Origin of the sequence: Acidocella sp. (genome assembly GCF_013044125.1) — a bacterium.
In the GTDB taxonomy this organism is placed as follows: domain Bacteria; phylum Pseudomonadota; class Alphaproteobacteria; order Acetobacterales; family Acetobacteraceae; genus Acidocella.
Genome location: NZ_JABEVC010000042.1, coordinates 1 through 23,732, shown reverse-complemented (window position 1 = coordinate 23,732; position 23,732 = coordinate 1). Strand labels below are relative to the sequence as shown.

The 23,732-nt window shown below is 57.8% G+C and carries 23 protein-coding genes; 17 read left to right on the top strand and 6 right to left on the bottom strand.

The features are described 5' to 3' along the window. Nucleotides 1-216 (bottom strand): helix-turn-helix domain-containing protein (locus HKL97_RS02210; protein ID WP_291422434.1); only part of this gene is annotated, 216 nt, incomplete at its 3' end. A gap of 248 nt (nucleotides 217-464) precedes the next feature. On the opposite strand from HKL97_RS02210, the gene tcmP reads away from it, so the two are divergent. Beyond that, nucleotides 465-1,634, top strand: coding sequence for a three-Cys-motif partner protein TcmP (tcmP, locus tag HKL97_RS02205; protein ID WP_291422432.1), 1,170 nt, complete (start codon nucleotides 465-467; stop codon nucleotides 1,632-1,634). A gap of 145 nt (nucleotides 1,635-1,779) precedes the next feature. Here the strand turns inward: tcmP and dinB are convergent, their stop codons facing one another. From dinB to HKL97_RS02190, 3 genes are read right to left on the bottom strand one after another with little or no spacing between them, the layout of a single operon-like run. Beyond that, nucleotides 1,780-2,931 (bottom strand): DNA polymerase IV, encoded by a 1,152-nt coding sequence (dinB, locus tag HKL97_RS02200; RefSeq protein ID WP_291422430.1) that lies wholly within the window; start codon nucleotides 2,929-2,931, stop codon nucleotides 1,780-1,782. A 2-nt stretch (nucleotides 2,932-2,933) separates the two neighbouring features. Next, nucleotides 2,934-3,599, bottom strand: coding sequence for an SOS response-associated peptidase (locus tag HKL97_RS02195; RefSeq protein WP_291422428.1), 666 nt, complete (start codon nucleotides 3,597-3,599; stop codon nucleotides 2,934-2,936). After that, entirely contained in the window at nucleotides 3,592-5,691 is a 2,100-nt protein-coding gene (locus HKL97_RS02190; protein WP_291422426.1) for an ATP-dependent helicase, read from the bottom strand. Before HKL97_RS02190 ends, HKL97_RS02195 begins: the two co-directional genes overlap by 8 nt. Before the next feature lie 193 nt (nucleotides 5,692-5,884). Here HKL97_RS02190 and HKL97_RS02185 point away from each other — a divergent pair, with 193 nt between their 5' ends. From HKL97_RS02185 to HKL97_RS02170, 4 genes are all read left to right on the top strand, one after another. Continuing rightward, on the top strand, nucleotides 5,885-6,646 hold the full coding sequence (locus HKL97_RS02185) for an ImuA family protein (RefSeq protein WP_291422424.1): 762 nt from the start codon (nucleotides 5,885-5,887) through the stop codon (nucleotides 6,644-6,646). Beyond that, complete coding sequence (locus HKL97_RS02180) at nucleotides 6,555-8,108, top strand: DNA polymerase Y family protein (protein ID WP_291422422.1); 1,554 nt, start codon at nucleotides 6,555-6,557, stop codon at nucleotides 8,106-8,108. Before HKL97_RS02185 ends, HKL97_RS02180 begins: the two co-directional genes overlap by 92 nt. Beyond that, a complete protein-coding gene (locus tag HKL97_RS02175; RefSeq protein ID WP_291422420.1) occupies nucleotides 8,105-11,389 on the top strand; it encodes an error-prone DNA polymerase in 3,285 nt (1,094 codons plus the stop codon). The genes HKL97_RS02180 and HKL97_RS02175 overlap by 4 nt, the downstream gene beginning before the upstream one ends. 221 nt (nucleotides 11,390-11,610) lie before the next feature. Then, nucleotides 11,611-12,081: a hypothetical protein gene (locus tag HKL97_RS02170; protein ID WP_291422419.1), complete on the top strand. Its 471-nt coding sequence runs from the start codon at nucleotides 11,611-11,613 to the stop codon at nucleotides 12,079-12,081. A gap of 743 nt (nucleotides 12,082-12,824) precedes the next feature. Here HKL97_RS02170 and HKL97_RS02165 read toward each other — a convergent pair. Together HKL97_RS02165 and HKL97_RS02160 are read right to left on the bottom strand one after the other, a co-directional pair. Continuing rightward, nucleotides 12,825-13,046, bottom strand: a complete 222-nt coding sequence (locus HKL97_RS02165) for a hypothetical protein (RefSeq protein WP_291422417.1) — start codon at nucleotides 13,044-13,046, stop codon at nucleotides 12,825-12,827. A 34-nt stretch (nucleotides 13,047-13,080) separates the two neighbouring features. Next, nucleotides 13,081-13,446 (bottom strand): single-stranded DNA-binding protein, encoded by a 366-nt coding sequence (locus tag HKL97_RS02160; protein ID WP_291422415.1) that lies wholly within the window; start codon nucleotides 13,444-13,446, stop codon nucleotides 13,081-13,083. A gap of 342 nt (nucleotides 13,447-13,788) precedes the next feature. On the opposite strand from HKL97_RS02160, the gene HKL97_RS13640 reads away from it, so the two are divergent. From HKL97_RS13640 to HKL97_RS02105, 12 genes are all read left to right on the top strand, one after another. Next, a complete protein-coding gene (locus HKL97_RS13640; RefSeq protein WP_363238218.1) occupies nucleotides 13,789-14,094 on the top strand; it encodes a DUF736 domain-containing protein in 306 nt (101 codons plus the stop codon). A 376-nt stretch (nucleotides 14,095-14,470) separates the two neighbouring features. Next, on the top strand, nucleotides 14,471-14,863 hold the full coding sequence (locus tag HKL97_RS02155) for a hypothetical protein (protein WP_291422438.1): 393 nt from the start codon (nucleotides 14,471-14,473) through the stop codon (nucleotides 14,861-14,863). Then, nucleotides 14,766-15,695: a lytic transglycosylase domain-containing protein gene (locus HKL97_RS02150; protein WP_363238216.1), complete on the top strand. Its 930-nt coding sequence runs from the start codon at nucleotides 14,766-14,768 to the stop codon at nucleotides 15,693-15,695. The genes HKL97_RS02155 and HKL97_RS02150 overlap by 98 nt, the downstream gene beginning before the upstream one ends. After that, nucleotides 15,695-16,036 (top strand): pilin major subunit VirB2, encoded by a 342-nt coding sequence (virB2, locus tag HKL97_RS02145; RefSeq protein WP_291422413.1) that lies wholly within the window; start codon nucleotides 15,695-15,697, stop codon nucleotides 16,034-16,036. The genes HKL97_RS02150 and virB2 overlap by 1 nt, the downstream gene beginning before the upstream one ends. Nucleotide 16,037: 1 nt before the next feature. Further along, complete coding sequence (locus tag HKL97_RS02140) at nucleotides 16,038-16,370, top strand: type IV secretion system protein VirB3 (RefSeq protein WP_291422410.1); 333 nt, start codon at nucleotides 16,038-16,040, stop codon at nucleotides 16,368-16,370. Beyond that, nucleotides 16,360-18,750 (top strand): VirB4 family type IV secretion/conjugal transfer ATPase, encoded by a 2,391-nt coding sequence (locus HKL97_RS02135; RefSeq protein WP_291422408.1) that lies wholly within the window; start codon nucleotides 16,360-16,362, stop codon nucleotides 18,748-18,750. Before HKL97_RS02140 ends, HKL97_RS02135 begins: the two co-directional genes overlap by 11 nt. 9 nt (nucleotides 18,751-18,759) lie before the next feature. Next, nucleotides 18,760-19,458 (top strand): type IV secretion system protein, encoded by a 699-nt coding sequence (locus tag HKL97_RS02130; protein WP_291422406.1) that lies wholly within the window; start codon nucleotides 18,760-18,762, stop codon nucleotides 19,456-19,458. A gap of 339 nt (nucleotides 19,459-19,797) precedes the next feature. Next, entirely contained in the window at nucleotides 19,798-20,736 is a 939-nt protein-coding gene (locus HKL97_RS02125) for a type IV secretion system protein (RefSeq protein ID WP_291422404.1), read from the top strand. Nucleotides 20,737-20,800: 64 nt separating this feature from the next. Beyond that, complete coding sequence (locus tag HKL97_RS02120; protein WP_291422402.1) at nucleotides 20,801-21,094, top strand: type IV secretion system lipoprotein VirB7; 294 nt, start codon at nucleotides 20,801-20,803, stop codon at nucleotides 21,092-21,094. 9 nt (nucleotides 21,095-21,103) lie between these two features. Beyond that, nucleotides 21,104-21,796 carry a type IV secretion system protein VirB8 gene (locus HKL97_RS02115; protein WP_291422400.1) on the top strand — a complete coding sequence of 231 codons (693 nt, stop codon included), beginning with the start codon at nucleotides 21,104-21,106 and terminating at the stop codon, nucleotides 21,794-21,796. Further along, nucleotides 21,793-22,719 carry a TrbG/VirB9 family P-type conjugative transfer protein gene (locus HKL97_RS02110; RefSeq protein ID WP_291422398.1) on the top strand — a complete coding sequence of 309 codons (927 nt, stop codon included), beginning with the start codon at nucleotides 21,793-21,795 and terminating at the stop codon, nucleotides 22,717-22,719. Before HKL97_RS02115 ends, HKL97_RS02110 begins: the two co-directional genes overlap by 4 nt. Then, a complete protein-coding gene (locus HKL97_RS02105) occupies nucleotides 22,716-23,693 on the top strand; it encodes a TrbI/VirB10 family protein (RefSeq protein ID WP_291422396.1) in 978 nt (325 codons plus the stop codon). Before HKL97_RS02110 ends, HKL97_RS02105 begins: the two co-directional genes overlap by 4 nt. Nucleotides 23,694-23,732: the final 39 nt, after the last annotated feature.

Here is a 23,732-nt window from a genome sequence, read left to right as displayed (position 1 = left end):
TTGCCGATGCCCCTGCTTCTTCCCGGCATTCTTATACATCCGGGCTTCCAGGACCGTGTCCGTGACCTCATCGCCCAGCGGCCAGTTCAGGCCCGAGGCCGCAAAACGCTTCAACGTCTCGCGCACCGTCGACGGCACTACCCCGGTCCGGCGGGCAATCTGGTGTTTGGACACCCCGGCGCATCCCAAACGAACAATCTCGCGCACCTGGCGCATGCAAACTCTCCCCGCTGGCATCAATCCCCTCCTCGGCTACGGCCAAAGAGGCGATCCTAAACACAGCCAGCGGAGCGCCCGTCACCCTCTCAATCCCGGGCGACAATATCCCGGAATCGATGGGCGAGGATTTCTCGGAATCAGTGGGCGACCATATCTCGGAATAGGGGGGCGACCTCATCTCGGAATGGATGGGCGGCTTCCCTCGGAATCAGCACTCTAGCAGCAAGCGTGGCTGCGCCGCCTAGATGGACATAGATATCACGCGGTATCGTGGCCGAGAACAGGCTTACGTCAAGCACTACTTCTTGGGCAGTTACCTGCAAGACCTTATCCATAAAGTTGCCGGAAGCTATGACCACATCGTCTACGTCGATGGATTTTCGGGGCCGTGGCAGAGTGGAGACGAGAATTTTGGTGACACGTCCTTTGCTATCGCACTGAACGCTCTCCGTAGCGCAAAAGCGACTTGGAGAAACCTTGGCAGAAACGTTAAGATGACTGCTCATCTTGTCGAAATGTCAAAGATAGCATTTAGAAAATTAGAATCTATTCCAGCGAAATTTCCAGACATAGAGGTATTACCACGCCAGGGGAACTTCGTTGAATTGGCGGAAGCCTTGGCACGGGAGATACCTAAAAGCGCCTTTGTTTTTCTATTTATAGATCCAAAGGGTTGGAGCGTAAATCTGGAGGAGATCAAAGGGCTTTTGACCTTGCCAAACTGCGAAGTTGTGTTCAACTTTATGTTCGATTTTATCAACCGAGCAGCATCGATGAAGGATCCTGCAATTGTTAAATCGATCGACGATTTCATCACTGTCGAACATTGGCGAAATAAATTGATAGCTGCTATCGACGAAGAGAAGCCTGACCGAGAAGCCATACTCGTAGATGCATTCAAAACTTCGTTGGCCGATGCGGGCGGGTATAAGTATGTTGCCGCAACGCCCATTTTGCGTCCCTTGAGGGACAGAACTCTCTATTACCTAATTTATGCAACCCGAAAACCGCATGGCATAGAGGTATTTCGCAGTTGTCAAATCGAAACGCTCAGAACGCAATCAGCCATTAGGGGAGCAACTAAGCTGGCTGCATCGACTCTAGTCAGCGGCCAATCGGAAGCATTCAATTTCAATCAGATGACAAACGATCAAACCGAGGAATTCTTAAAGACAGAAAAAGAAAGCGCAAGAAATGAATTATATCATATGACGCCGTTCGCGCCAGATGGTATCCTGTATGGTGACATTTGGCCTCTTATATTATCCAAGCACGCAATTCGAAAAACAGATCTGAACATTTTAGCGGCGGAGGCCCGCCGTTCCGGCACCATTACCGTTAAGAATTGGGAGCCTCGGCATCGAGTACCAAGCAACCACTATTTCCTGCAGCGTGTAAATTCTCTTATTCAATAATCCTACATATTGCGCTGTCGGGAGCTCAAATCTCTTCATGCAGCCTCTATTTGAATGCGCGAGTTTGGACTACGGCGTGACAAAAAAAGTAAATGATACACTTGAAATTTTTTAGTTTCAATGGAAATTTTGCTGTACGATTAATTCAGAACGACAACAAAAGTTGAGGTTTCTCTCTGGTGTCGGCCGCCCCCAGAGATGATAATGAGATGCCCAATAGCCTGATCCCTCTGATAACGGGGAATATGGGAATAAGTAGGTCATAGCATATTCTCTCCAACGCTTCTTGCGTGGGGATTGCCGTATCGCTTGTACGGCTGCGCGTCACCTGCTGAAAATCCGCATATTTTACCTTCAGCGTCACGGTTTTCCCCCGAATGCACGTGCTCTCACAATGCCGCCAGACTTTTTCAATTATTGGCTTCAATTTCTGGTGTGCTGATTCGGAGTCCTGAATATCTTTCGCAAAAGTATTTTCGGCGCCAATCGATTTTCGAGCATGATCGGCAAAAACCTGGCGCTCATCGATGCCGCGCGCGATCCAATAATAATATTGCCCAGCTTTCCCGAACAGATGCTGGAGAAACACCAGCGTCTGGGCTTTGAGATCGAGTCCAGTCTCAATGCCGAACCGGTGCATCTTGGAAGCCGTCGCTGGACCAACGCCATGAAATTTATTGATCGGTAAAGTCTCAACGAATGCCGGACCCATCGAGGGTGTAATCACGTAGAGCCCGTCAGGCTTTCTATGATCGGACGCGAGCTTTGCTAGAAATTTGTTATACGAAATGCCCGCGGAGGCCGTGAGGCCTGTTTGCGCGCGGATTTTTGCACGGATATCTTCTGCGATATGCGTTGCCGAGGCAATCCCCTGCACATTTTCCGTGACGTCGAGATAGGCCTCGTCAAGCGACAGCGGCTCGATAATTGGCGTATGCAGCGCGAAAATCTCGTGAATTTGTCGAGACACCGATTTATAGACGTCAAATCGCGGCGGCACGAAAATCAGCTCCGAGCATTTTCGCTTGGCAGTGACAGATGGCAGCGCCGAATACACGCCAAATTTCCTGGCCTCATAGCTGGCGGCCGCAACGACACCCCGCGCCTGGCCATAGCCGACAGCGACCGGCTTGCCACGAAGTTCCGGATTGTCGCGTTGTTCCACGGAGGCGTAGAAGGCGTCCATGTCAATGTGGATGATCTTGCGCTGGCGCGGAGGAGTGTGAGCGGCGTCTTCCGCCGGTTGCCCCTGCGCCTCTCTTGTTCGTTGCGGAGTAGTTTCGAACGAAATATGCATGGCTACAGCGCGATCCCGCCCGTATCTTGTTTTGAGCACCGTGCGACGATCACGAGCGTGGCGTCCGGTAGAGGCCGCTGAAGCTTTGATGCTTCTGACCAAGGAGTGGTCATCCAGAGGTCGATCTCCTGGCGCGTCCGCAAGATAACGGGCATCGCTTTCGGGTGGATGGCGCCAACTTCCTGGTTGGGCTCGGTCGTCAAAAATCCGAAAACATCGTTGGTCGTCTTGCCTTCCTTCACCTTTCGCACCGAGGTCCACCGGGTCCAAATGCCGGCGAAGCAAGCCAGCGGCCTCGTCTCGTCCAGGGCGAACCAGACCGGAGGCTTCGTTCCATCCGCTCGATGCTCATTCTCAGCGAAGCTGGTGAATGGCACGACGCACCGATTTTCCGGTCCCAGCCAACGCCGCCAATGCGGTGACGCGGTGTTGCGGATATTGGTCACGCCCGGATCGCAATTGCGGCCCTTCAGTGCGAATACCGGCGATGGCATGCCCCAACGCGCCATCATCAGTTCGCGGCCGCCGGGCTGGTTGCACATGATTGGCGCGGCATAGTCGGGGAAAATGCCCGGCAGCGGCGGCAAATTGCCGGTACTGTCCGTCATCGCGCCCGTCAGCTCGCGGATTGCCGCCTGACCCTTGGTGACGGAGTAGAGGTTACACATCCGCCCCGTCTTTCTGCCCCCACATGCCGCGCATCATTGCCGCAACGTCAATGCGCGGTGCTTGGCTGGAACCGATTTTGGCGATTGCTTCCGCGCCCGCCACGGGCCAGGCCGTGCTCTGGAACAGGCTGAGCAGATCATCCGGGATGAAGCGCGAGCGGGCCGCGTAGACGTGCCGATCGCCCAAGCGGTTCTGCCCATGCGTGAAAAACCGCTGCGGCAGCATCAGGTGGAGCTCATCCTTGGCCCGTGTCATCGCCACATAGAGCAGCCGCCGTTCCTCCTCGATCTCGTGCGACTGGCCGGTGCCGAGATCGGACGGCATGCACCCGTCGACCACATTGAGCACGAACACGGATTTCCATTCCTGGCCCTTGGCGGAATGGATGGTCGAGAGATTGAGATAATCCTCGTCGAGCAGCGGCACGCCCGCCTGATCGCTCGTTGCCTCCGGTGGGTCGAGGGTCAACTCGGTCAGGAAGCGTTCCCGCGAGGGATAACCGATCGCGATCTGCTCAAGCTGCATCAGGTCGGCCCGGCGCAGCACAGCATCCTCGTGCATGCGCTCCAGATGCGGCTCGTACCAAAGCCGCGCCTGGCCCATCTCCGCGGGCCAACCGGACCGCCCGGCGCTTAAGTGTTGCGCCATCTCCACGAACCTGTCCCAAGCCTCTCCGGCCCGTGGCGGCGTAGGCGCGGTGGCCAATGCCGCAATCGGATCGGCGGATGCCGCGATATGGTCCAGCACCCGCGCGGCAGAGGTTGGTCCCACGCCTTCCATCAGCTGGATCACCCGGAAGCCGGCGGCGCGGTCTCGGGGGTTTTCCGCCCAGCGCAGCAGCGAGAGCAGGTCCTTGATATGCGCGGCCTCGAGAAATTTCAGCCCGCCGAATTTCACGAAAGGGATATTGCGCCGGGTCAATTCAACCTCCAGCGCGCCGCTATGATGCGAGGTCCGGAACAGGACGGCCTGGTGCTTCAGCAGCGTGCCCGCCTCGCGGCTCTGCAGGATGCGCTCGACGATGTAGTTCGCCTGGCCTGCCTCGTCGCGCACATTGACCAGAAGGGGCCGAGTGCCGGCGTCACGGTCACTCCAGAGGTTCTTGGTGAACCGCTCCCTGGCGAGGCCGATGACGCCATTCGCGGCGCCGAGGATGGCCTGGGTCGAACGGTAGTTGCGCTCCAGCGTGACGATTTCGGCGGAAGGCGAGAACTGGACCGGGTAGTCGAGGATGTTGCGGACATTGGCGCCGCGAAAGGCGTAGATCGATTGCGCGTCATCCCCGACCACGGTGAGGCCCGCGCCATCGGGTTTCAAGCCGAGCAGAATGCTTGATTGCAGCCGGTTGGTGTCCTGGTACTCGTCGACCAGGACATGATCAAAATTGCCGCCAATCTCCGCCGCCATATCCGGGTCGGAGACCATCTGTGCCCAGTAGAGGAGCAAATCATCGTAATCGAGCACGTTCTGCCGCTGTTTGGCCGCGACATAGGCGCCAAATAGCTGCTGCAATTCCGCCTCCCAGCCGGCGCACCATGGAAAGCTCGCGGGCAAGATGTCAGTGAGCGGCAGTTCGGTGTTCACGCAGCGCGAATAGATCTGCAGGCAGGTTCCTTTCGTCGGGAAGCGCGAAGCCGTCTTGGAATAGCCCAACTCGTGGCGGACTAGATTCATCAGATCGGCGGAATCCTCCCGGTCATGGATGGTGAAGGCCGGATCGAGCCCGATCTGCACGGCATAATCGCGCAGCAATTTCGCGCCGATGGCGTGGAACGTGCCGGCCCAGGTCATGCCCTCGGCCAGGATGCCGGCCTTGTCGCCCAGCGCCTGGGCGCAGATGCGCTCGACCCGGCGGGTCATCTCTGCGGCGGCACGCCGGGAGAAGGTCATCAGCAGGATGCGTCGTGGATCGGCGCCACTGACGATGAGGTGCGCGACGCGATGCGCCAGCGTGTTGGTTTTCCCCGATCCAGCCCCGGCGATGACCAGAAGCGGCCCGGCCTTGGCGCCCCGGCATGCGTCCACGCCATACTCGACCGCGCGCAGCTGCTCGGGATTGAGTTTGGAGAGATAGGCAGCACTTGCCGTCACCTGAAAAACTTTCAAAAAATGCGGATGCCCAGCATCCAGGTTTCTCGTTTTGTTCGCAAGGGTTTTGCGGGTGGTCTTCATCTTGCGTGAAAGCGAAGGGCCCGGTTGGGATCGATTCGTTGCTTGACTCTTTTTTGAGTGTATAGAACATAGCACGAACATCCAACCGATATTTTTGAGGATACCAGGCAAAGTGGGGTCATCGCCCGCCATTGATCTTCTGCGCGAGAAAATCCGCCGCCTGGAGGCAGGAGACCGCCGCTTGGCTGGATTTCTGCCGTTCGGACTGCCGGAGATGGACGCGCGTTTGCCTGGCGGCGGGTTGGCTTCGGGCGCGCTGCATGAGGTCGCCGGCGCCGGCAATGGCGCGCTGGATGGCGCCGCCGCGGCCTTGTTCGCCGCCGGCATTATGGCGCGGACGAAGGGGCAGATCCTCTGGTGTGTGCGCGATCAGGATTTGTTTGCACCGGGGCTGGAGGCGGCGGGGCTGGCGGCGGACCGGGTGATCTATGTGGAAGCCGGCGATGAGCAGACGGCGCTCGCCTGTTTCGAGGAAGGGCTGCGCCATGGCGGCCTGGCCGGTGTGGTGGCGGAGATTGGCCGGCTGTCGATGACCAGCTCGCGGCGGCTGCAGCTTGCGGCCGAGGGTTCCGGCACGCTGGGCATCGCGATCCGGCGCTGGCGGCGGCAGAGCGACGCCGTCGATTTTGGCCAGCCTACGGCAGCGGTCACGAGGTGGCGGGTTTCGGCGCTGCCGTCGGCGCCGCTGGCGGCACCTGGCATCGGCCGGGCGCGCTGGCTGGTGGAGCTGATCCGGTGCCGGGCGGGGGAGAGTGCGGATTTTGAGGTGGAGGGCTGTGATCATGAGGGTCGTCTCGCTCTTCCTGCCGGACTGGCCGATCGATCGGCTGAGGCGGGCGCAAGGCGCATCGCAGGAGGCCGCGCCCGAGGCTGACGCCGGCGAAATTTCGCCGGATGGGCCGCTCGTCCTGGTTCAGCGCATTGGTAATCGGCGCCTGATCTATGCGGCAAACATGGCGGCGCGAGCTGCTGGGTTGAGGCCCGGCGTTGCGGTTGCGCAGGCCCAGGCTTTGGTGCCGGAGCTTGGCATCCAAGACGTGGAATTGGGAGCCGATGCCGCCGCGCTTAAAAAACTCGGTCTGTGGGCACTGCGGCTCTATTCGCCGCTGGTTGCGGTTGATCCGCCGGATGGGCTGGTGATCGATGCGACCGGGGCGGCGCATCTGCGCGGCGGTGAGGAAGCTATGCTCCATGACATGGTGGTGCGCCTGGCCGCTTCTGGCATCAACGCGCGTGCCGCGATGGCGGATAGCTGGGGGGCAGCGCACGCTTTCGCGCGCGCGACTTCCAAGCCGGTCATCGTTGTGCCGCCCGGCGAGACCGCTACCCTGCTGCAGCGCCTGCCGCTTGCCTTCCTCCGCTTGCCCAGCGAGATGGTCGATCAGCTGCGCCGCCTCGGTTTTGAGCGCGTCAGCGACATTGCCAGCCAGCCCCGCGGACCTCTGACGCAGCGTTTTGGCCCAGAACTGCACCGCAGGCTGGATCAGGCGCTGGGGCGGTTGCGCGAGCCGATTGAACCAATCCGCGCACCGGAGCTGATCGAGGCGCGGTGGCAATTCGCCGAACCGATCGGTGCCCCCGAAACGCTAGCCCGCTACACTGGAAAACTGGCGGGCGCCTTATGCGAGATGCTGGTCGCCAAGGGCGTGGGGGCACGGCGGCTCGATTTACTGTTCCATCGCGTCGATAGCGAAATGCAGGCCATCCGCATCGGCACGGCCATGCCCAATCGCGATGCCAAACGCCTGACACGGTTGCTCTGCGACAAATTGGAAACCATCGACCCGGGTTTTGGTGTCGAGGCTATGAGCCTGTGCGCGACGCTAGCCGAGCCGTTCGAGACGAAGCAGGTGCGAACATCGCTGCTGGAAGAGACCCCGGATACGGATGTGTCCAGCCTGGTTGATATTCTCGCCAATCGTGTTGGCGGCGCAAATCTCTATCGGTTCGCACCGGTGGAGAGCGATGTGCCGGAGCGTTCGGTGGGAAGGATTGCCCCGGCATCGGGGGCGGTCGGGAGAAAATGGCCGGCCAGCTTGCCGCGGCCGGTGCGGCTGCTGCGCAAACCGGAGCCGATCGAGACGATGGCGCTGCTGCCGGACCACCCGCCGGTCAGCTTTTCCTGGCGGGGCGTGCGCCGGAGAATCAGCCGGGCCGACGGGCCAGAGCGGATTTTCGGCGAATGGTGGAAGCGCGATGCGGAAAATAATGCCGTGCGCGATTATTTTCAGGTCGAGGATGAACAGGGCGAGCGCTTCTGGATTTTTAGGTCCGGCGATGGCGAGCATCCGGAGACCGGCGGGCAATCCTGGTATTTGCACGGAATATTCGGATGAGTGGCGTCGACACCGCGCGGCCGCGCTATGCCGAGATGCAGGTGACCTCCCATTTTTCGTTCCTGCGCGGCGCAAGCTCGTGCGAGGAGCTGTTCGCCCAGGCGGCCTATCTGGGCATCGAGGCTCTGGCGATAACCGATCGCAACTCCCTCGCCGGAATCATCCGTGCCTATGAGGCGGCAAAATCCGCCGGCATCCGCCTCATCGTCGGCTGTCGGCTGGATCTGACCGATGGAATGTCACTCCTGGTCTACCCCACCGATCGCCCTGCCTACGCGCGCCTTTGCCGCTTGCTGTCTCTGGGCAAAAAGCGCGGTGGCAAGGCGCAGTGCCATCTCAGCTGGCAGGATGTCGTCGCCTATGCCGACGGAATGCTCGCCGTCCTGTTGCCGGACGAACCGGACGAAAACTGCGCATTTCATCTGCGCCGGTTGAAGGATGGTTTTGGCGATCGTGCCTATATGGCGCTGACGTTGCGTCGCCGTCCCCATGACCAGCTCCGGCTGCATGATCTTGCCAATCTGGCGGCGCGCCATGGTGTGCGCAGCGTGGTGACAAATGATGTGCTGTTCCATGCGCGGGAACGCCGCATATTGCAGGATGTCGTCACCTGCATCCGGCACGGCTGCACCATCGACGATGCCGGTTTTAAGCGCGAACGCTATGCCGACCGCTACCTGAAGCCGCCAGAGGAAATGCGCCGCCTCTTCCAACGCTTCCCGGAAGCCCTCGCCCGCTCCCTCGAAATCATGGAACGCTGCAAATTCTCTCTGGACGAGCTGAGCTATCAATACCCGGAAGAAGCCCTGATCCCCGGCCTGACGGCCCAGCAGGCTTTGGCCGAGCTCACCTGGGAGGGCGCAAAGCAGCGCTATCCCGATGGCGTACCGCCGGAGGTGATCGCCATCCTCAAGCACGAGCTGAAACTGATCGAAAAGCTGCAATACGCGCCATATTTTCTGACGGTGAACTCGATCGTGCGCTTCGCCCGCAGCCAGGAGATTATTTGCCAGGGGAGAGGTTCGGCCGCCAATAGCGCGGTATGCTATGTGCTGGGCATCACCTCGATCGACCCGGAACGCAATGATCTATTGTTTGAGCGTTTTGTGTCTGAGGAGCGGCGCGAGCCGCCCGACATCGATGTCGATTTCGAGCACGAGCGGCGCGAGATCGTCATGCAATGGGTGTTCGAGACCTATGGCCGCGATCACGCGGCCCTTTGCTCCACCGTGATCCGCTATCGGACCAAAGGCGCGTTGCGGGATGTCGGGAAGGTGCTGGGGCTTTCGGAGGATGTTATTTCGCTCCTCAACGCTCAGGTCTGGGGCTGGTCGGAGGAAGGCATTGAGCCCGAGCAGGCCAAGGAGCTCAACCTCAACCTTGAAGACCGGCGCCTGAAACTGGCGATCGATCTGGCGCGCGAGCTGATCGGCACACCGCGCCATCTGTCGCAGCATCCTGGTGGTTTCGTGCTGACGCGCGACCGGCTGGACGAGCTGGTGCCGATCGAACCCGCCGCCATGGAAAACCGTCAGGTCATCGAATGGGACAAGGATGACATCGACGTCCTGAAATTCATGAAGGTGGATTGCCTGGCGCTTGGTATGCTGTCCTGCATGAAGCGCGGTTTTGATCTGCTCAAAGAGCACAAAGGCATCACACTGGATCTCGCCACCATTCCGGCCGAGGACCCGCGCACCTATGCGATGATCCGCAAGGCCGACACCTTGGGCACGTTCCAGATCGAGAGCCGGGCGCAGATGGCCATGTTGCCGCGCATGAAGCCGCGAACATTCTACGATCTGGTGATCGAGGTCGCGATTGTCCGGCCTGGGCCGATCCAGGGCGACATGGTGCATCCTTATCTGCGCCGGCGCGAGGGCAAGGAGGCGGTGGTCTACCCCAAGCCAGAGCTGGAGAAGGTCCTGGGAAAGACTCTTGGTGTGCCGCTGTTCCAGGAACAGGCGATGCGAGTTGCGATCGAGTGCGCAGGGTTCACGGCGAGCGAAGCGGACCAGCTGCGCCGCTCGATGGCGACCTTCAAGCATACTGGCGGGGTCAGCCATTTCCGGGACAAGCTGGTGAACGGCATGATCGCCAAGGGGTATGACCAGGTCTTCGCTGAAACCACGTTTAAGCAGCTTGAGGGTTTTGGCAGCTACGGCTTCCCCGAAAGCCATGCGGCGTCCTTCGCGCTGATCGCCTATGCCTCGTCCTGGCTGAAATGCCATCATCCGGATGTGTTCTGCGCCGCCCTGCTCAATGCCCAACCGATGGGGTTCTATGCCCCGGCGCAGATTGTGCGTGATGCCGCGAACCACGGCGTGGAAATCCGGCCGGTCTGCATCAATGCCTCGCGCTGGGACTGCACGCTGGAGCCGACAAACCGGGATGACCGCTATGCGGTTCGGCTGGGCCTGCGCTTGGTGAAGGGCCTGGCCAACGCCCATGCGGCAAAGCTCATCGCCACGCGCGGGGACCGTCCCTTTGCATCAGTGGACGATACCTGGCGCCGCGCCGGTGTGCCGGCGGCGGCACTGGTGCAGATCGCCGAGGCAGACGGTTTCCGGCCCAGCCTGAACCAGGCGCGGCGGGAAGCGCTGTGGGCGCTGAAGGGGCTGCGCGACGAGCCGTTGGCTTTGTTCGCGGCGGCTGCAGCGCGTGAAGCCGATGAGGCGGCGCTCGTCGAACAGGCGGAGCCGGAAATGGCATTGCGGCCGATGACCGGCGGGCGGGAGGTGGTGGAGGATTACGTCCATATGGGCATCAGCCTGCGGGCGCACCCGGTGAGTTTTTTGCGCGAGGAATTCCGCCACCGGAAAATTGTCACCTGCGACCAGGCGATGCGCGCCCCGGACAATAAATGGCTGGAGCCCGCCGGGATCGTGCTGGTGCGACAGAAGCCTGGCTCGGCCAAGGGCGTGATGTTTATCACCATCGAGGACGAAACCGGCATTGCCAATCTGGTGGTCTGGCCGGACCTCTATGAGAAGCAGCGCCGGATTATCCTCTCATCGGGCATGATGGCCGTCTATGGCCGGGTACAGCGGGAAGGAGATGTTGTGCATCTTATCGCGCACCGGCTCACCGATCTATCAGCGGAACTGGCAAGTGTCGGGGAGCGTGATGTTGCGTTTCCCAGGCCGGAGGGCCGTGGCGACCGGGCGAAGACTGGCGGCGGCACGGACACGCGCGAGACCATCGGCCACAAGATAAGGGAAATCCCTCTCCCTGATCTCCATCTCGAGCGGATCAAGGTAAAGACGAGAGATTTTCGATAATCTTCCTGCGGGCTGCTTGTGTTGGCGCACGGTGTTTCATCTGGCTTTGGGAACCAGGCGTTTCCTGATCGTCATTAGGCTGCGTCCGCAGTATTTCGCCCGTAGGTGGCGATATGGTTTTCAACCGATGTTGCTTGTTGTATGAGCTGCGTCCGCCGGCATTTTAGTCTATATGTTCGGCAGACACGCGAGTAGATTTTTCAATAAAGGAATGCCGAAACATGGCGAAAGCCGCACCGAAGAAAACCGCAAAGCCTGTGACCAAGGCTCTTAAGCCGGGTCGTCATCCTGCCGTTGTGAAGACGGCCAAGGTTGTTAAAGCCGCCGCTCCAGTGAAAAAGCCGGCTGCCGCCAAAGCGCCTGTGGTCAGCAAAGATGAGCTTCGCGCTCAACTTGAAAAAGCACAAAACACCATCGCCACATTGCGGACGAAGAGCCGTGAAGCCGTTCGTGCTGCCAAAGCGTCGGCAGCACAGATTGGTGAACTGGAAACAAAGGTGGCTCAGCTAGAAACGAAGCTGGCCGCCCAGACGAAGCCTACAAAGCCAGCTCCCGCTGCGGTAAAACCTGTGAAACAGCGTGGCCGTAAGGCTGCTGTAAAAGTTGACGTCGACGCGCCAGTTGAATCTGATGACATGCCGGTTGAATCTTCAGACCTGACACCGACGGATACCGAGACCGCCGAGGATTAAATCCTGCGGAATGCTATAGGCCGGTGCCGTTGAGAAAAATTAGGCTGCACCGGCCATACTGGAAAACCGGCGTAGGGCGGGTCGTCCGCCCCTCGCATCAAATCCACGGCAAACCGTTCTCAACATCCTTCGCGTGCTCGACTGTGACTCGGCCCACCGTCTTACGTTTGTGTGTCAGGAAACGACAGACGATTCTCATCGGCGATTGCAGGTCCGCTGGTGGAGATGAAGCCAAAATGGCGGCCAGGCCGGAAACCCATTGCTACGTGTTTTTATGTCACCTTTGTTTCTCGGAAATGAGCACCGGCAACAGTTCGAGCGGGATGATGTGCAGGTCTGGTCCGTTGATATGTCGGCGAATCAGGCGTTACCTATGGTCCAGCGATCATGTTTCTTAGCATCTCCCGATGCGTCGGCGCCAATAACTCGGCCTCATTCAACCAGTCCCCGAAGAGAAGATTCTCGGACGCAACACCCTTTCCGCGCAATACGCTCGCTAGGTCTGACAGGCTGTCCCTCATAACCCTTTGGCCGTTATCCAGAACAGCCAAATAGAGGCCGTCAGCCATCGTGTAGATGCTCGCTTTCATAGAGCGTGAATAGCATTTCGCGGCGCGGCCGGCCATCTCAATCCCATGAAATGATGGCGGCTACGGGAGCCTGCACGGTCCGGCCGCTCGGCTCTGCGATTCGATACGAAGCAGCCTCAATCAGGCTAGCAAAAAAATGCCGGGAATTAAACATCATCGAATCCCGACAGGTGCCGCACGAATCAGAGTGCGAGCGCGTTCAAGCGGGATTTTTTCGGCCCACATCCATGAGCCGAATGCACCTGCTTCCAAGATATAAATCGCCGCGGTCGGCATCACGGCATCAGCGGTTTGAAGCGCATAAATCGCCTTGCCCGCGTGCGCCAACGGCTGCCCGGTGCCGGCATCAAAAGCGATATAGGTGAAGTCGCTCATCGCGGCCGCCGGCCCCGCTACTCCCGGAAAGCACTCACGCTGGTTCAGCTCTGTCGCGGTCAATAAAATTGATGCCGCCGTCATTGCCGACAATGATCTCGGCTTCCGACCGGTCCGTGGTTTCGCCGTCCTTGCGCCAGGCCCGGTAACTGAGCTCGCCGTTGACGATCACGCGGACGCCCTTTTTCCCCTTGTCGCGCAGCACCCCGATGAGGCCAGGCTGGAAAGTGACGATCTTGTGCCAGTGCAAATTCTTGCGCCACTCACCCTTGTCTTTGTCATACCAACCCGTATCGGTTGCAATGCTGAAACTCGCCACGTCGCGGCCAGATTGCGTGGTGCGAATCTCCGCATCGCTGCCCAGCCGGCCCATCAGCTCGACTTGGTTTATATCTGCCATGTCACTTTTTCCTTCTCGCGGTTAAGTAGAAGCTTACAACTAAACGACTATAACCGTCATCTTTTAGCGGGGAATTGGTGAGTAATGCACATTTATATTCCGTCATAATGTTAAAATTCCCGGATTTAGTAGGAGCGGGAGGGGAGGGCGCTGCCCTCACCCTCCCCGAAAAACGCTGCCTACTGCACGGCGGGGTCGCGCGATCAGGGGGCTAACGCCCGCCCTCTCTTGCAACCCAGCCGTGCCCGCCAGCATTTTATCCCCACCCCTCCCGCGCCCTTCGCGAGGCGCCCCGAAAAGCTGCGCCTTTCGGGCAGTTCATAGAGGAAGGAGATCAAAATTATGGAGATTGGTATATTCATAAAGTCCGGAGAAGAGTTCCGGGGTACGATCCAAACATTAACGCTCTCTGCCGAGCTAATATTTTCTCCCGTTCTCGTATCTAATGGAAAATACAAGGTATTATATAATGTTTTTGCGAATGGTTGTCAGATCGGGGCGGCGTGGCCAAAGACGGCTGGGAGCATTTCTGAATTCAAAGTCCAATTTGATGACCCGACATTTCCAGCGCCAGTTCAAGCCCATCTTGTGGAACGCGAAATCGGTGTATTTGTGTTGACATGGAAACGACCAAGCTGGAGAATCTAACTGGCAAGTAATGACTCCGGCAGGGACAGGAGTCATTAAAATTTTGCGCCGCTCAAAAAATAAAACCATAGATTGTGTCCCGATGAGGAAATTCCATCGCTCCTGCTCTCTGGGGCGATGGTTTTTCGGCGAGGTCCAGAAAATGAGACACGCTTCGGGCACATCCGGGATTATAAATGGAATCGATAGTTTATTGATATATATTTATTATCGTGGAAATTGTTGATTTCCGGTTTTTTTCCGTGCCAGACTAACGCTCCATTCACGACTTTAGGCAGGCTGGGAGAGTGCGTAAGCAGATGTATTCCAGGGTCAAATCTTGCATTTTAAAAAACTGGTATATGTTCGTCCTTGATAGATCAGGACGGGGGAACCATTGCCAAAGCGCGGCCGACCAAGAAAGCATAAAACCGGGCTTTATAAACCTGAGATTGAAACGTTCCTTCGTGAGGGCGAACGCATCATTCGAGCGTACGTCATTGTTAAACCCGGTGGCCGGCGCTCAACAATCTGGACCCCGGCGTTCGACTATCTGCTTTACGTCAATATTTCCGGGCTGCGGGGCTATCATCCATGGCTTACCGATGACGGTGAGCCAAAAATCTTCAAGAGTTTTGACCGCATGTTACGGAGCCTGCGCGAATTGGGCTACGTTGGCCCGGTCACACTCTATGATGAGGGCGATCCCCGCCGCCCACCAGAACCGACCGGGGCAGCAAGGCGCCGGCCGGGTGACAGGCGGGCTAAGAAAGAGGAAGTGGCCGAGTAAGCGTGGGTTTTCCCATCGACAGTTAACATGCCTACGCCTCGGGCGTGGCCTGGGCCATCTTGTCCCCGCCGCTATCGTGGCCTGGGTGGCGTGGGGGACGCCCGATCCCGCGTGGGCAACGCCGCTCTCTGCGGCTGAGTTTGCGGCCACAGCTTCGCGCTGCGCGCCGTCTGTGCCCGCTCAAACGCTGGCAGCGGTCGCCCGGACGGAGAGCGGTTTCGATCCTTGGGCTTTGCATGACAACACCACGGGCCTGAGTGAAAGCCCTGACAATGCGCGAGCAGCTCTGGCGGATGCGTCGGCCTGGGTCGCGCGCGGCGATTCCGTCGACATCGGCATGATGCAGATTAACTCGGCCAACCTCCCAGCCTTGAATATGACGGTGGTGAGCGCCCTCGATCCCTGCGTCTCGCTCGCCGGTGGTGCCGCAGTTCTGCAGGCGGCTTTCGGCGACGGGAATACCAGCTCCAATGCGCAGGTCGCCCTGCTGCTGGCACTTTCCCGGTACAACACGGGTTCGCCGCTTCGGGGCATCATGAACGGGTACGCCCGCAAAGTGATGGCGAACGGGAGTATATCCGCGCTTCCCGCCGCCACCACGGCGGCGAACACATTCCCGTCAACGGACACGAACGCGCCGCCGTCCTGGGACGTGTCGGCCACCGGGGCCTATGCGCAAAGCCACGGGGCGCCGTGGCTGGTGCCGCTGGCCCCACACACAGACACCCCAAAGCAGCCGGTGGGCCTCCCGGCGCCCGCGCAAGCCCCAGAAACGCTTGTCGCCAGTAACCAGGCCAGTTCGTCATCCCAGGCAACAACGAGGTCTCCATAATGGATAAGTCAAAACCCCAGCGGATTATTTTTGGATCAGTACTAAATTCACTCATTTGGCAGCGCCTGGCGCTTGCCGCCGCGATGCTGGCGAGCCCGATCATGGCTTACGCGCAAACGGTGACGGGTGGGGCGAGCCCGGCCACGATGGTCAATTCGATCTGCACTTTCATTCTCGGGCCGTTTGGCGAGACCATCGCCGTTCTCGGCATTATCGGTATCGGTTTCATGTTCATGTTCGGCCGGGCGTCATTGGGCGTCATCGCTGGCGTGATCGGCGGCATCGTCATTATGTTTGGCGCCTCCTATCTCGGCCAAACTTTAACTGGCGGCGCCGGCTAATATGGAACCCCTGGAAACCGATACGCTTTATCTAGCGGCGACGCGGCCCGCCATGGTTATGGGCGTGCCGCTGTCGGTTTTCGCCATTCTGTTGATGGTCGCTGGTTTCGTCATCGTGCTGCTGCGAAACCCGCTCTACCTTCTGATTATGTTCCCGCTTTTCTACGCCACGCGCGAAGTCGTGGCGCGTGATTACAATGCGATTGGCGTCGTGCTGCTGTACCTCCAGACATCCGGCCGCTCCGTCGATAGCAAACGCTGGGGCGGCGCGTCCGTCACGCCATTCCCTATTCGTAACCGTAACCGCGGCCGGGGAATAATCGATGTTGGGTGACAACGGCCGGTCCGAACGGGGCGCGGATAAATATCTGCCGATGATCGGCCATATCCGGCCGGAAGTTGTCTTGATGGGCGACGGCGCTGTTTTGGCCGTCGCCCATATCGAGGGCACGGCTTTCGAACTGGCGGATCATGCCGCACGTAATTCGCGCGTCCGGCTGCTCAACACTCTGCTCCGTAACATGGCCGATGATAACATTGTCATCTATACCCATTTGGTTCGGCACCCTGATTTGTCGGTTGAGGCACCCCGGCATTTCCGGTCTAAGTTCGGGGCCATGCTTAACCGTGCCTACGCAAGCACGGCTTTAGATCAGCGGCTGTTCCGTAACGATTATTATATCAGTCTCTTAGTTTCGCCGCGCGGCGCATTGGGGACTGGCTTTGCCAAGCGTTTCAACAAGCTCGGCAAGAAATTTCCGAACGCCTCGGATACCTTGATCCGTGAGCTGGAAGATCAGTGGTTCGTGCTGGAAAATGGTCTTGCGGCCTTCAACGTGCGCCGTCTTGGACTTTATGAGCGCGACGGGATTGTGTTTTCTGAAATTGCGGAGGCGTTGCGGCTCGTTATTACGGGCCGCCATCTCCCCGTGCCTGTGGTCTCAGGACATATGGGCGACTCGATTTACACAGATCGAGTAATTTGTGGGCGGCGTGGCGTGGAGATTCGAGCGCCGGACAAAAGCGCTTTCGGGACTATTTTTTCATTTAGGGAGTATCCGGCCAAAACCCGGCCTGGGATGTTGAACACGCTGCTATCGGCACCGTTCCCGCTCGTGCTGTCGCAATCCTTCGCCTTTGTCACGCGGGCTCAGGCGCAGGATAAGCTCTCCCTCAAATCGGCGCAGATGGTCGGCGCACAGGACAAAGCATCAAGCCAGATCGCGGGCCTGGAAGAAGCCGCTGACGCCCTTTCCTCCAATGAATTTGTCATGGGGGCGCATCAGCTCACCCTCGCCGTCTATGGCAACACGCTGGGGGAGGTGGAAGACAGGGCAGGGCGGGCGCGCGGGCGGTTGGCTGACTCCGGGGCTGTGGTCGTAGAGGAACGGCTCGGCCTCGAAGCGGCCTTCTGGTCGCAATTGCCGGGCAACACGGCATGGCGAACCAGGCCGGGCCATATCAATTCCCGAAATTTCGCGGGGCTGTCTGGCCTGGATAATTTCCCCCTCGGTCAGCCCTATGGACATTGGGGCAGGCCGATTGCGCGGTTCCGCACAGATGGCGGGACGGCTTATGATTATGTGCCGCATGTTGCCGATGTCGCGATGACGATTATTTTTGGCCCCATCGGCTCCGGCAAAACCGCCTTCCTCATGTTTATTCTCGTGATGTTCGAGCAAGCGATGCTGCATGAAAACCGCCAATCAGGCGTCCGGGGGGCAGTGGTTTTCTTCGACAAGGACCGAGGCGGCGAATTGCTGGTACGCGCCAGTGGCGGGACATATCTCATACTGCGCCGGGGTGAGGCATCGGGTATGGCGCCGCTGCGGGGCCTTCAGAATACCAAAGCCGACGCGGATTTTCTACGCGCCTGGATCATCGGGTTGATTCAAAGCGACGGCAAAGGTCAGCTCTCGCCGGATGAGGAAAAGCGCCTGGACCGTGCGATAATACGGCAATTGAGTATGCCGGTGGAGCTGCGGTCAATCGCCGGTTTGCGCGAATTTCTCGGCCATTCGGACCCGAACGGTTGCGGGCCGCGTCTCGATAAATGGTGCCGTGGCAATGCGCTCGGCTGGGCCTTCGATAATGATCGTGATGAAGTGGCACTTGACCAGGCCATTACGGGCTTCGACATGACAGATCTTCTGGACCATGACGACGTATGCGCGCCGGCGGGGGCTTATCTTCTATACCGCGTCACCCAGCTCCTCGATGGCCGCCGGGTCGTGCTTTCAATTGATGAGTTTCGGTTTTATCTGAAAAACCCGCAGTTTGCCAAGGTTGTGGATGACCTGTTGCTGACGGTGCGTAAGAGCAATGGCGCGGTGTTTTTAGCATTGCAAATGCCAAAGCATATTCTTGAAAGCCCGCTCGGGCCTTCTATCGTCGCGCAATGCCAAACGAAAATCATGTTTGCTTCACCGACGGCGGACCGGGATACCTATATCGACGGCCTCAAATGCACCGAAGGCGAATACCGCGCCGTGCGGGAGGATATGTTGATCGGCAAGCGCCGTTTCCTGCTCAAGCGCGAACAAGGCAGCGTGATTTGCGAGTTTGACCTTAGCGCGGTGCGGGAATTCGTAGCGGTGCTCTCCAGCCGTAAAAACACGGTTGTTTTTGCCGAAAAACTACGCCGTGAGTTCGGGGAAGACCCGGATCGTTGGCTGCCTGAATTTTTGAACCGTTACCATGAAGCAACCGATTAACGGAGGATCATGATGAAAAAGTTTCTACTCGCGTTCATTGTTCTATCTGGTGGTCTGGCATGGGCACCAAATGCCCATGCCCAGATGGCGGTCATCGACGGGGCCAATCTAGCGCAAAATGTCCAAACTGCCGCCCAAGCGATTGTAGCGGTTGAGCAACTCAAGGCCCAGCTCACACAGTTGGAAAACACATATACGATGTTCACCAACCCTACAAATATTTTAGGGATGGCGCCGAACATGGAAAACTCGGCCATCGAGAATCCGATGCCGTTGGCCAACTCTCTTTCCGGCCTCGTGGGCGGGCAAAGCAGCGGCAATTCGGCTGCAACCACGTACTATAACCAGAACCATATTTATACTGCCCCGCCGGGCACGGAGCAAAGCACTCAGCTCAATCAAAATGCCCAAGGTATTGCCAACATCGAGGGAATCGCCTCGGCGAATCTATCGGCCATCGAGCGGCGCTTACAAGATCTCCCTAATTTGGAGGCGGACTTAAACTCTGCAACATCGATTACCCAAGTCACCGCCATCAATGGCCGCATCGCTGCGGAATCTCAATTTGTCCAAGGGCAGCAAGCGCAAGCTGCGAATTTACAGGTGTTGGCAAGCGAACAACAGGCTACTCAATCTCAACAGGAGGAAGAGGCGCATCAAGAGAGTGATGCGGATGCGCTCGCTGCGCTGAATACGCCAACACAGTGACAAACAAAAGTGTGGAAAGAAAATAAGATGATACATCGGAAGTTTATTGGAATTGCAATTATTGTTCTGGGCGTAGCAGGCGGAATAATATTCATTGTCCATGACAAAACCGCAGGCTCTAATTCTGGTGCAACCATTATAGGCGCGGAACCAAGCCCAAATGTCCCGACCATCCCAACTCCAGCGTGGTATGAGGCACATCAGGACGTGCTGAGTGTCGATAATTCACGGTGCCAAGCGGAGGGTACGGCAATGCCAGCCGCCTTATGCACCAACGTGGGCATTGCGGATAAGGTAGTCAGCGATGATGATGCATTGAAGGCTTTAGAGAAACAATAGATGACAACGGTCACTCTCTCTGCTGACCCGTTTGCGAATTGGGATGCGTTTATTCAGCAACCCTTCACGAATGGTGTTGCGGTGACGGTACAAAGCGCAATGTCGGCGATCCAAGGCCCCTTGACGGCTTTGGTGGTACTTTGGATCATCATTACAGGCATACTTGTCATGCGCGGTGATGTCGGTGTGAGGACAGGGGTCGTGCGGATTATAAGTGTCAGCATTGTCGTTGGACTGTTGATGTCTATCACACTGTACAATGAGTATGTCGTTTCGTTCTTCACCGATGGCCTGCCCAATTGGATCGGCACTGCCCTTGGCAACGGGACGGCTACGACCGAACCAGACACATTTTATCAGATTTTTGAGAACACGCAGAAAGTTTTTGTACAAGCAAATAAAGGCATCAGCTCGCTCGACATAGGTGCGGCCGTCCTCTTTGCGATTCTCGATGCACTCTCTGTGATACCGACAATTGTACTCTTCCTGTTTTATGAACTCACGAAAATTCTTATGGATGTGGTTGTGTGTATTGGCCCGTTCGTTCTGCCTGGGTATTTATTCTCGGCGACCAAGGGCGTTGCCGATCGCTTTGTCAGCAAGCTCATCGGGCTGAGTATTCTTGTTGTGTTGATCGATATCATGCTCTCCATAATCGACGGTGGCATCAACACTTACTGTAGTGATGTGGTTACGATGATTACCTCCGGCCAATCGTCAGGGTGGTTCGGAACAAGTGAAGACATCACAGCGACGCTCATAATGTGCTTGCAGCTTGTAATCTTCCTATTCATTTCAATGCTGCTGATGACCTTCATTCCGGGGATTGCGAGTTTTATAGGCGGCGGCATTTCAGTTAGTCCATTGGCAATGGTCAATGCCGCCTCGAACGTAAGAAATCTCGTTACCCCGGCGAAGCCAGCGGGAGGGAAGGCTTGATGGTGTGCCATTATAGTTCTTTTCGGCGTTGCGAATTAGTCGAAATTTTCCAACAGGTTCGGGGTTGAAAACGATGTTCAATCATTTTGCGGCTATTGATGAATGCGCCGCCGCTTTGTTTTGGGGCTGGGTATTCTATCGTAGCGTGCTTTCGCGAAAGCCCAAGCCAGCACTAATCGTGGGTTTTGGGCGTGTTTTCAAGTTCGTTCTCATAGTGATGACGCTCGGTCTGCTTGCTGGCTGCTCCAATCCCGATCCGCTGGCGGTCGCCAATGGTCCGGTATTCGCGCTCAATACCAATGCCTGGCAACCCGCGCCGCAACAGTTGGCGGCCCCTCCGGTCGTGACGAATAAGTAGGATTCTGCAATGTCCAATCGCACAGACGCTCTCCCTTTAACGGCTCCCATGCTTGAGCGGCATTACAAGGAGGTTGCGTCCTTTCAAGAGGCGCGGGCGCGTCTCGCGCATCGTCTTTCTAAAGGGCTAGTCATTGGCCTTTGCATTTCAATGCTTGGCAATTTAGGTCAAGCCTGGTCGATTGTTTCGCTGCTGCCGCTAGAGAAACTTGTACCTGTTTATTTTGTAATCCGTCCCGATGGCACGATAGATAGTTCACCGACGCTTTCAACGTTGCCTGCAACAACAGATCAAGCCGTGATTCGGGCGGCCTTGTGGGAATATGTGACTGAGCGTGAAGGCTATTCCTATGACACGGCCCGGTATCGCTGGGATATAGTTTCGGGTATGTCGGACGTAGCAACCCGTGCGTCCTATCAACAATGGTTCCAGGGCAACAACCCGCAATCGCCACAAGTGACCATCGGGAAAAATGGCCTGGTGACGGTTCAAGCCATTTCGGTTGCCATGATTGGACCGAATGTAGCTCAAGTCCGGTTTGAGCGTGTTTATACGACGGGTCAAAGCAATCCGATTACGACGACTTGGACCGCCACGCTGCAATTCGAACAAATCAACGCAATCCCCGTGGCTCAACGGCTGAATAACCCTGCCGGTGTCGTCGTCACAAGCTATCAGGTAGAGGAGGATACCGCGCCATGAGCCGCGTTCGCGCTTTGTTATTTTCAGGTGCTTTGCTGGTCGCCGCGATGCCGGTTTTGGCGCAGGCGGAACAAATCCCTACGAGCGGAAGCTATGATAGCCGCATGAGGTATGTGGCTTATAATCCCGGCCAGGTGGTGCATCTTTCAACCATCGTTGGCGCTACGCTTGTGGTTAGTTTTGGTGCGACTGAAACGGTGGTTGCGGTGGCTGAGACCGATACCATCCATTTAGCGGCGGTGCCGAAGGGCAATTATTTATTTTTGAAACCCAGCGCCGCGTTACCTTTGCAGCCGGTGATCGTTCTGACACAGTGCAAGGACGGCTCATTGCGGCGCTATGTTTTCGAAATTGAGACCGTGCCTGATTCGAGTACCGGAAACGGCGCGGATGGTGTTTTTTTCTCGGTGCAATTTACTTATCCGGGCGATGAAGCGGCGGCTGAAGCTGCAAAAGCTGCGGCCTCGGCCGCACGGACTGCGCAGCTGAACGTAATTGCACTGGCGAATGCACAGCAAGTCGCCGCCGCGTCGATTTTAGATGCGCAACGGACCAATCCTTACATTGGCCCACGAAACTACAAATATGTCGCGCAAGGCGATAAATCGCTCACGCCGATTACGATTTGGGACAATGGCTATTCGACCGTTCTGCAATTTCCGGGCAATGAGCGTATTCCATCTATCTTTGTAATCGACCCGGACGGGAAGGAGGCCACTGCCGCGTACTCCGTAAACGGTAGCACGGTGCAGGTTGGGGAGACCGCGCGAGAATTTCGCCTGCGTGACGGCAATACGGTCTTGAACGTCTACAATATGGCTTACAATAGCGTCGGTCAAAATCCTGGGACCGGCACCACCAGCGCGGTAGTGACGCGGGTTGTCAATACGAGCGCCGGCACTGCAGTAGGAATGGCGCCATGAGCGGGAACAATCAATCGCCAATCGAGGACGGCCGTTCGCCCGTGGGCGGTCCGCCTCGCCGTGAAATGGGCACTGGCGCCAAATTCGGATTCTTGGCGCTGGTTGGAGTCGTGGTGCTCGGGTTCGTCTGGTTTAACGCGCTGTATAGCCATCGCGCGAAGACCCAGCCCACGGCCGCGCAAACGGCTTATGGCGGAGGCGGCGAAGCTTATATTCCAGCGCCGACTGTTCAGGCCACGCCGGCGCCGCAAGCGGCGCTGCCGCAACCGGCGGCAGGTACATCTGGGTCTTATCTTGGCGGACAACAGCAACAAAATCCGGCACAAGCTCCGATTTTGGCCTTTTCCGGGTCTGACGTGAGTGTACCGGCTCCACCGCCCCAACCCGCGCCTGTGGCGGACGATGAGGGCCAGGGAAGTGGCACCGGACTTCCTGGCGCGGATAAGTCGCCTTTAGCTGCGCGGTTGGCGCCTACGGCTTTAGAGGATGAGAAAGCGACTGTGCTGCAAAACCCCGGCATGGTCATCACAGAGGGCACGATCATCCCGTGCATTCTGCAAACCGCCATCAACAGTGAATTGCCGGGGCTGGTGACATGCGTTGTGCCCATGGACATCCGCGGTTCGACGGGTGACGTGGTGTTGCTTGATCGTGGCACAAAAATCGTCGGGCAAATTGAAAGCGGGCTCATGCAGGGCCAGGATCGGGTCTTTGTCGATTGGACCCGCGCCGAAACGCCAGATCATGTCATCGTCACACTCGATTCACCCGGCACGGATGAGCTGGGCCGCTCGGGTCTGCCGGGCGCGGTGGACAATCATTTCTGGCAACGCTTCGGGGGGGCGATTATGTTGACTCTCGTGCAAGGTGGTCTGAACGCCGCCACGATTGAAGCGGCAGGGCAGGGGGGTAGTAATTGGCCTGTGCGGCTGAGCGGAACAGAAAACCGGCATAAGCTCGTTATCCGTCGATGACGCGGTAAATTGTTGCTGGGTGTACGTCGAATGTCCTGG

Bases quoted from the DNA above. Each gene is read 5' to 3' on its own strand.
- tcmP (WP_291422432.1), top strand. From the start codon at position 465: ATGGACATAGATATCACGCGGTATCGTGGCCGAGAACAGGCTTACGTC.
- dinB (WP_291422430.1), bottom strand. From the start codon at position 2,931: ATGCATATTTCGTTCGAAACTACTCCGCAACGAACAAGAGAGGCGCAG.
- HKL97_RS02195 (WP_291422428.1), bottom strand. From the start codon at position 3,599: ATGTGTAACCTCTACTCCGTCACCAAGGGTCAGGCGGCAATCCGCGAG.
- HKL97_RS02180 (WP_291422422.1), top strand. From the start codon at position 6,555: ATGAGGGTCGTCTCGCTCTTCCTGCCGGACTGGCCGATCGATCGGCTG.
- HKL97_RS02175 (WP_291422420.1), top strand. From the start codon at position 8,105: ATGAGTGGCGTCGACACCGCGCGGCCGCGCTATGCCGAGATGCAGGTG.
- HKL97_RS02170 (WP_291422419.1), top strand. From the start codon at position 11,611: ATGGCGAAAGCCGCACCGAAGAAAACCGCAAAGCCTGTGACCAAGGCT.
- HKL97_RS02165 (WP_291422417.1), bottom strand. From the start codon at position 13,046: ATGAGCGACTTCACCTATATCGCTTTTGATGCCGGCACCGGGCAGCCG.
- HKL97_RS02160 (WP_291422415.1), bottom strand. From the start codon at position 13,446: ATGGCAGATATAAACCAAGTCGAGCTGATGGGCCGGCTGGGCAGCGAT.
- HKL97_RS13640 (WP_363238218.1), top strand. From the start codon at position 13,789: ATGGAGATTGGTATATTCATAAAGTCCGGAGAAGAGTTCCGGGGTACG.
- HKL97_RS02150 (WP_363238216.1), top strand. From the start codon at position 14,766: ATGATGAGGGCGATCCCCGCCGCCCACCAGAACCGACCGGGGCAGCAA.
- virB2 (WP_291422413.1), top strand. From the start codon at position 15,695: ATGGATAAGTCAAAACCCCAGCGGATTATTTTTGGATCAGTACTAAAT.
- HKL97_RS02140 (WP_291422410.1), top strand. From the start codon at position 16,038: ATGGAACCCCTGGAAACCGATACGCTTTATCTAGCGGCGACGCGGCCC.
- HKL97_RS02135 (WP_291422408.1), top strand. From the start codon at position 16,360: ATGTTGGGTGACAACGGCCGGTCCGAACGGGGCGCGGATAAATATCTG.
- HKL97_RS02130 (WP_291422406.1), top strand. From the start codon at position 18,760: ATGATGAAAAAGTTTCTACTCGCGTTCATTGTTCTATCTGGTGGTCTG.
- HKL97_RS02125 (WP_291422404.1), top strand. From the start codon at position 19,798: ATGACAACGGTCACTCTCTCTGCTGACCCGTTTGCGAATTGGGATGCG.
- HKL97_RS02115 (WP_291422400.1), top strand. From the start codon at position 21,104: ATGTCCAATCGCACAGACGCTCTCCCTTTAACGGCTCCCATGCTTGAG.
- HKL97_RS02110 (WP_291422398.1), top strand. From the start codon at position 21,793: ATGAGCCGCGTTCGCGCTTTGTTATTTTCAGGTGCTTTGCTGGTCGCC.
- HKL97_RS02105 (WP_291422396.1), top strand. From the start codon at position 22,716: ATGAGCGGGAACAATCAATCGCCAATCGAGGACGGCCGTTCGCCCGTG.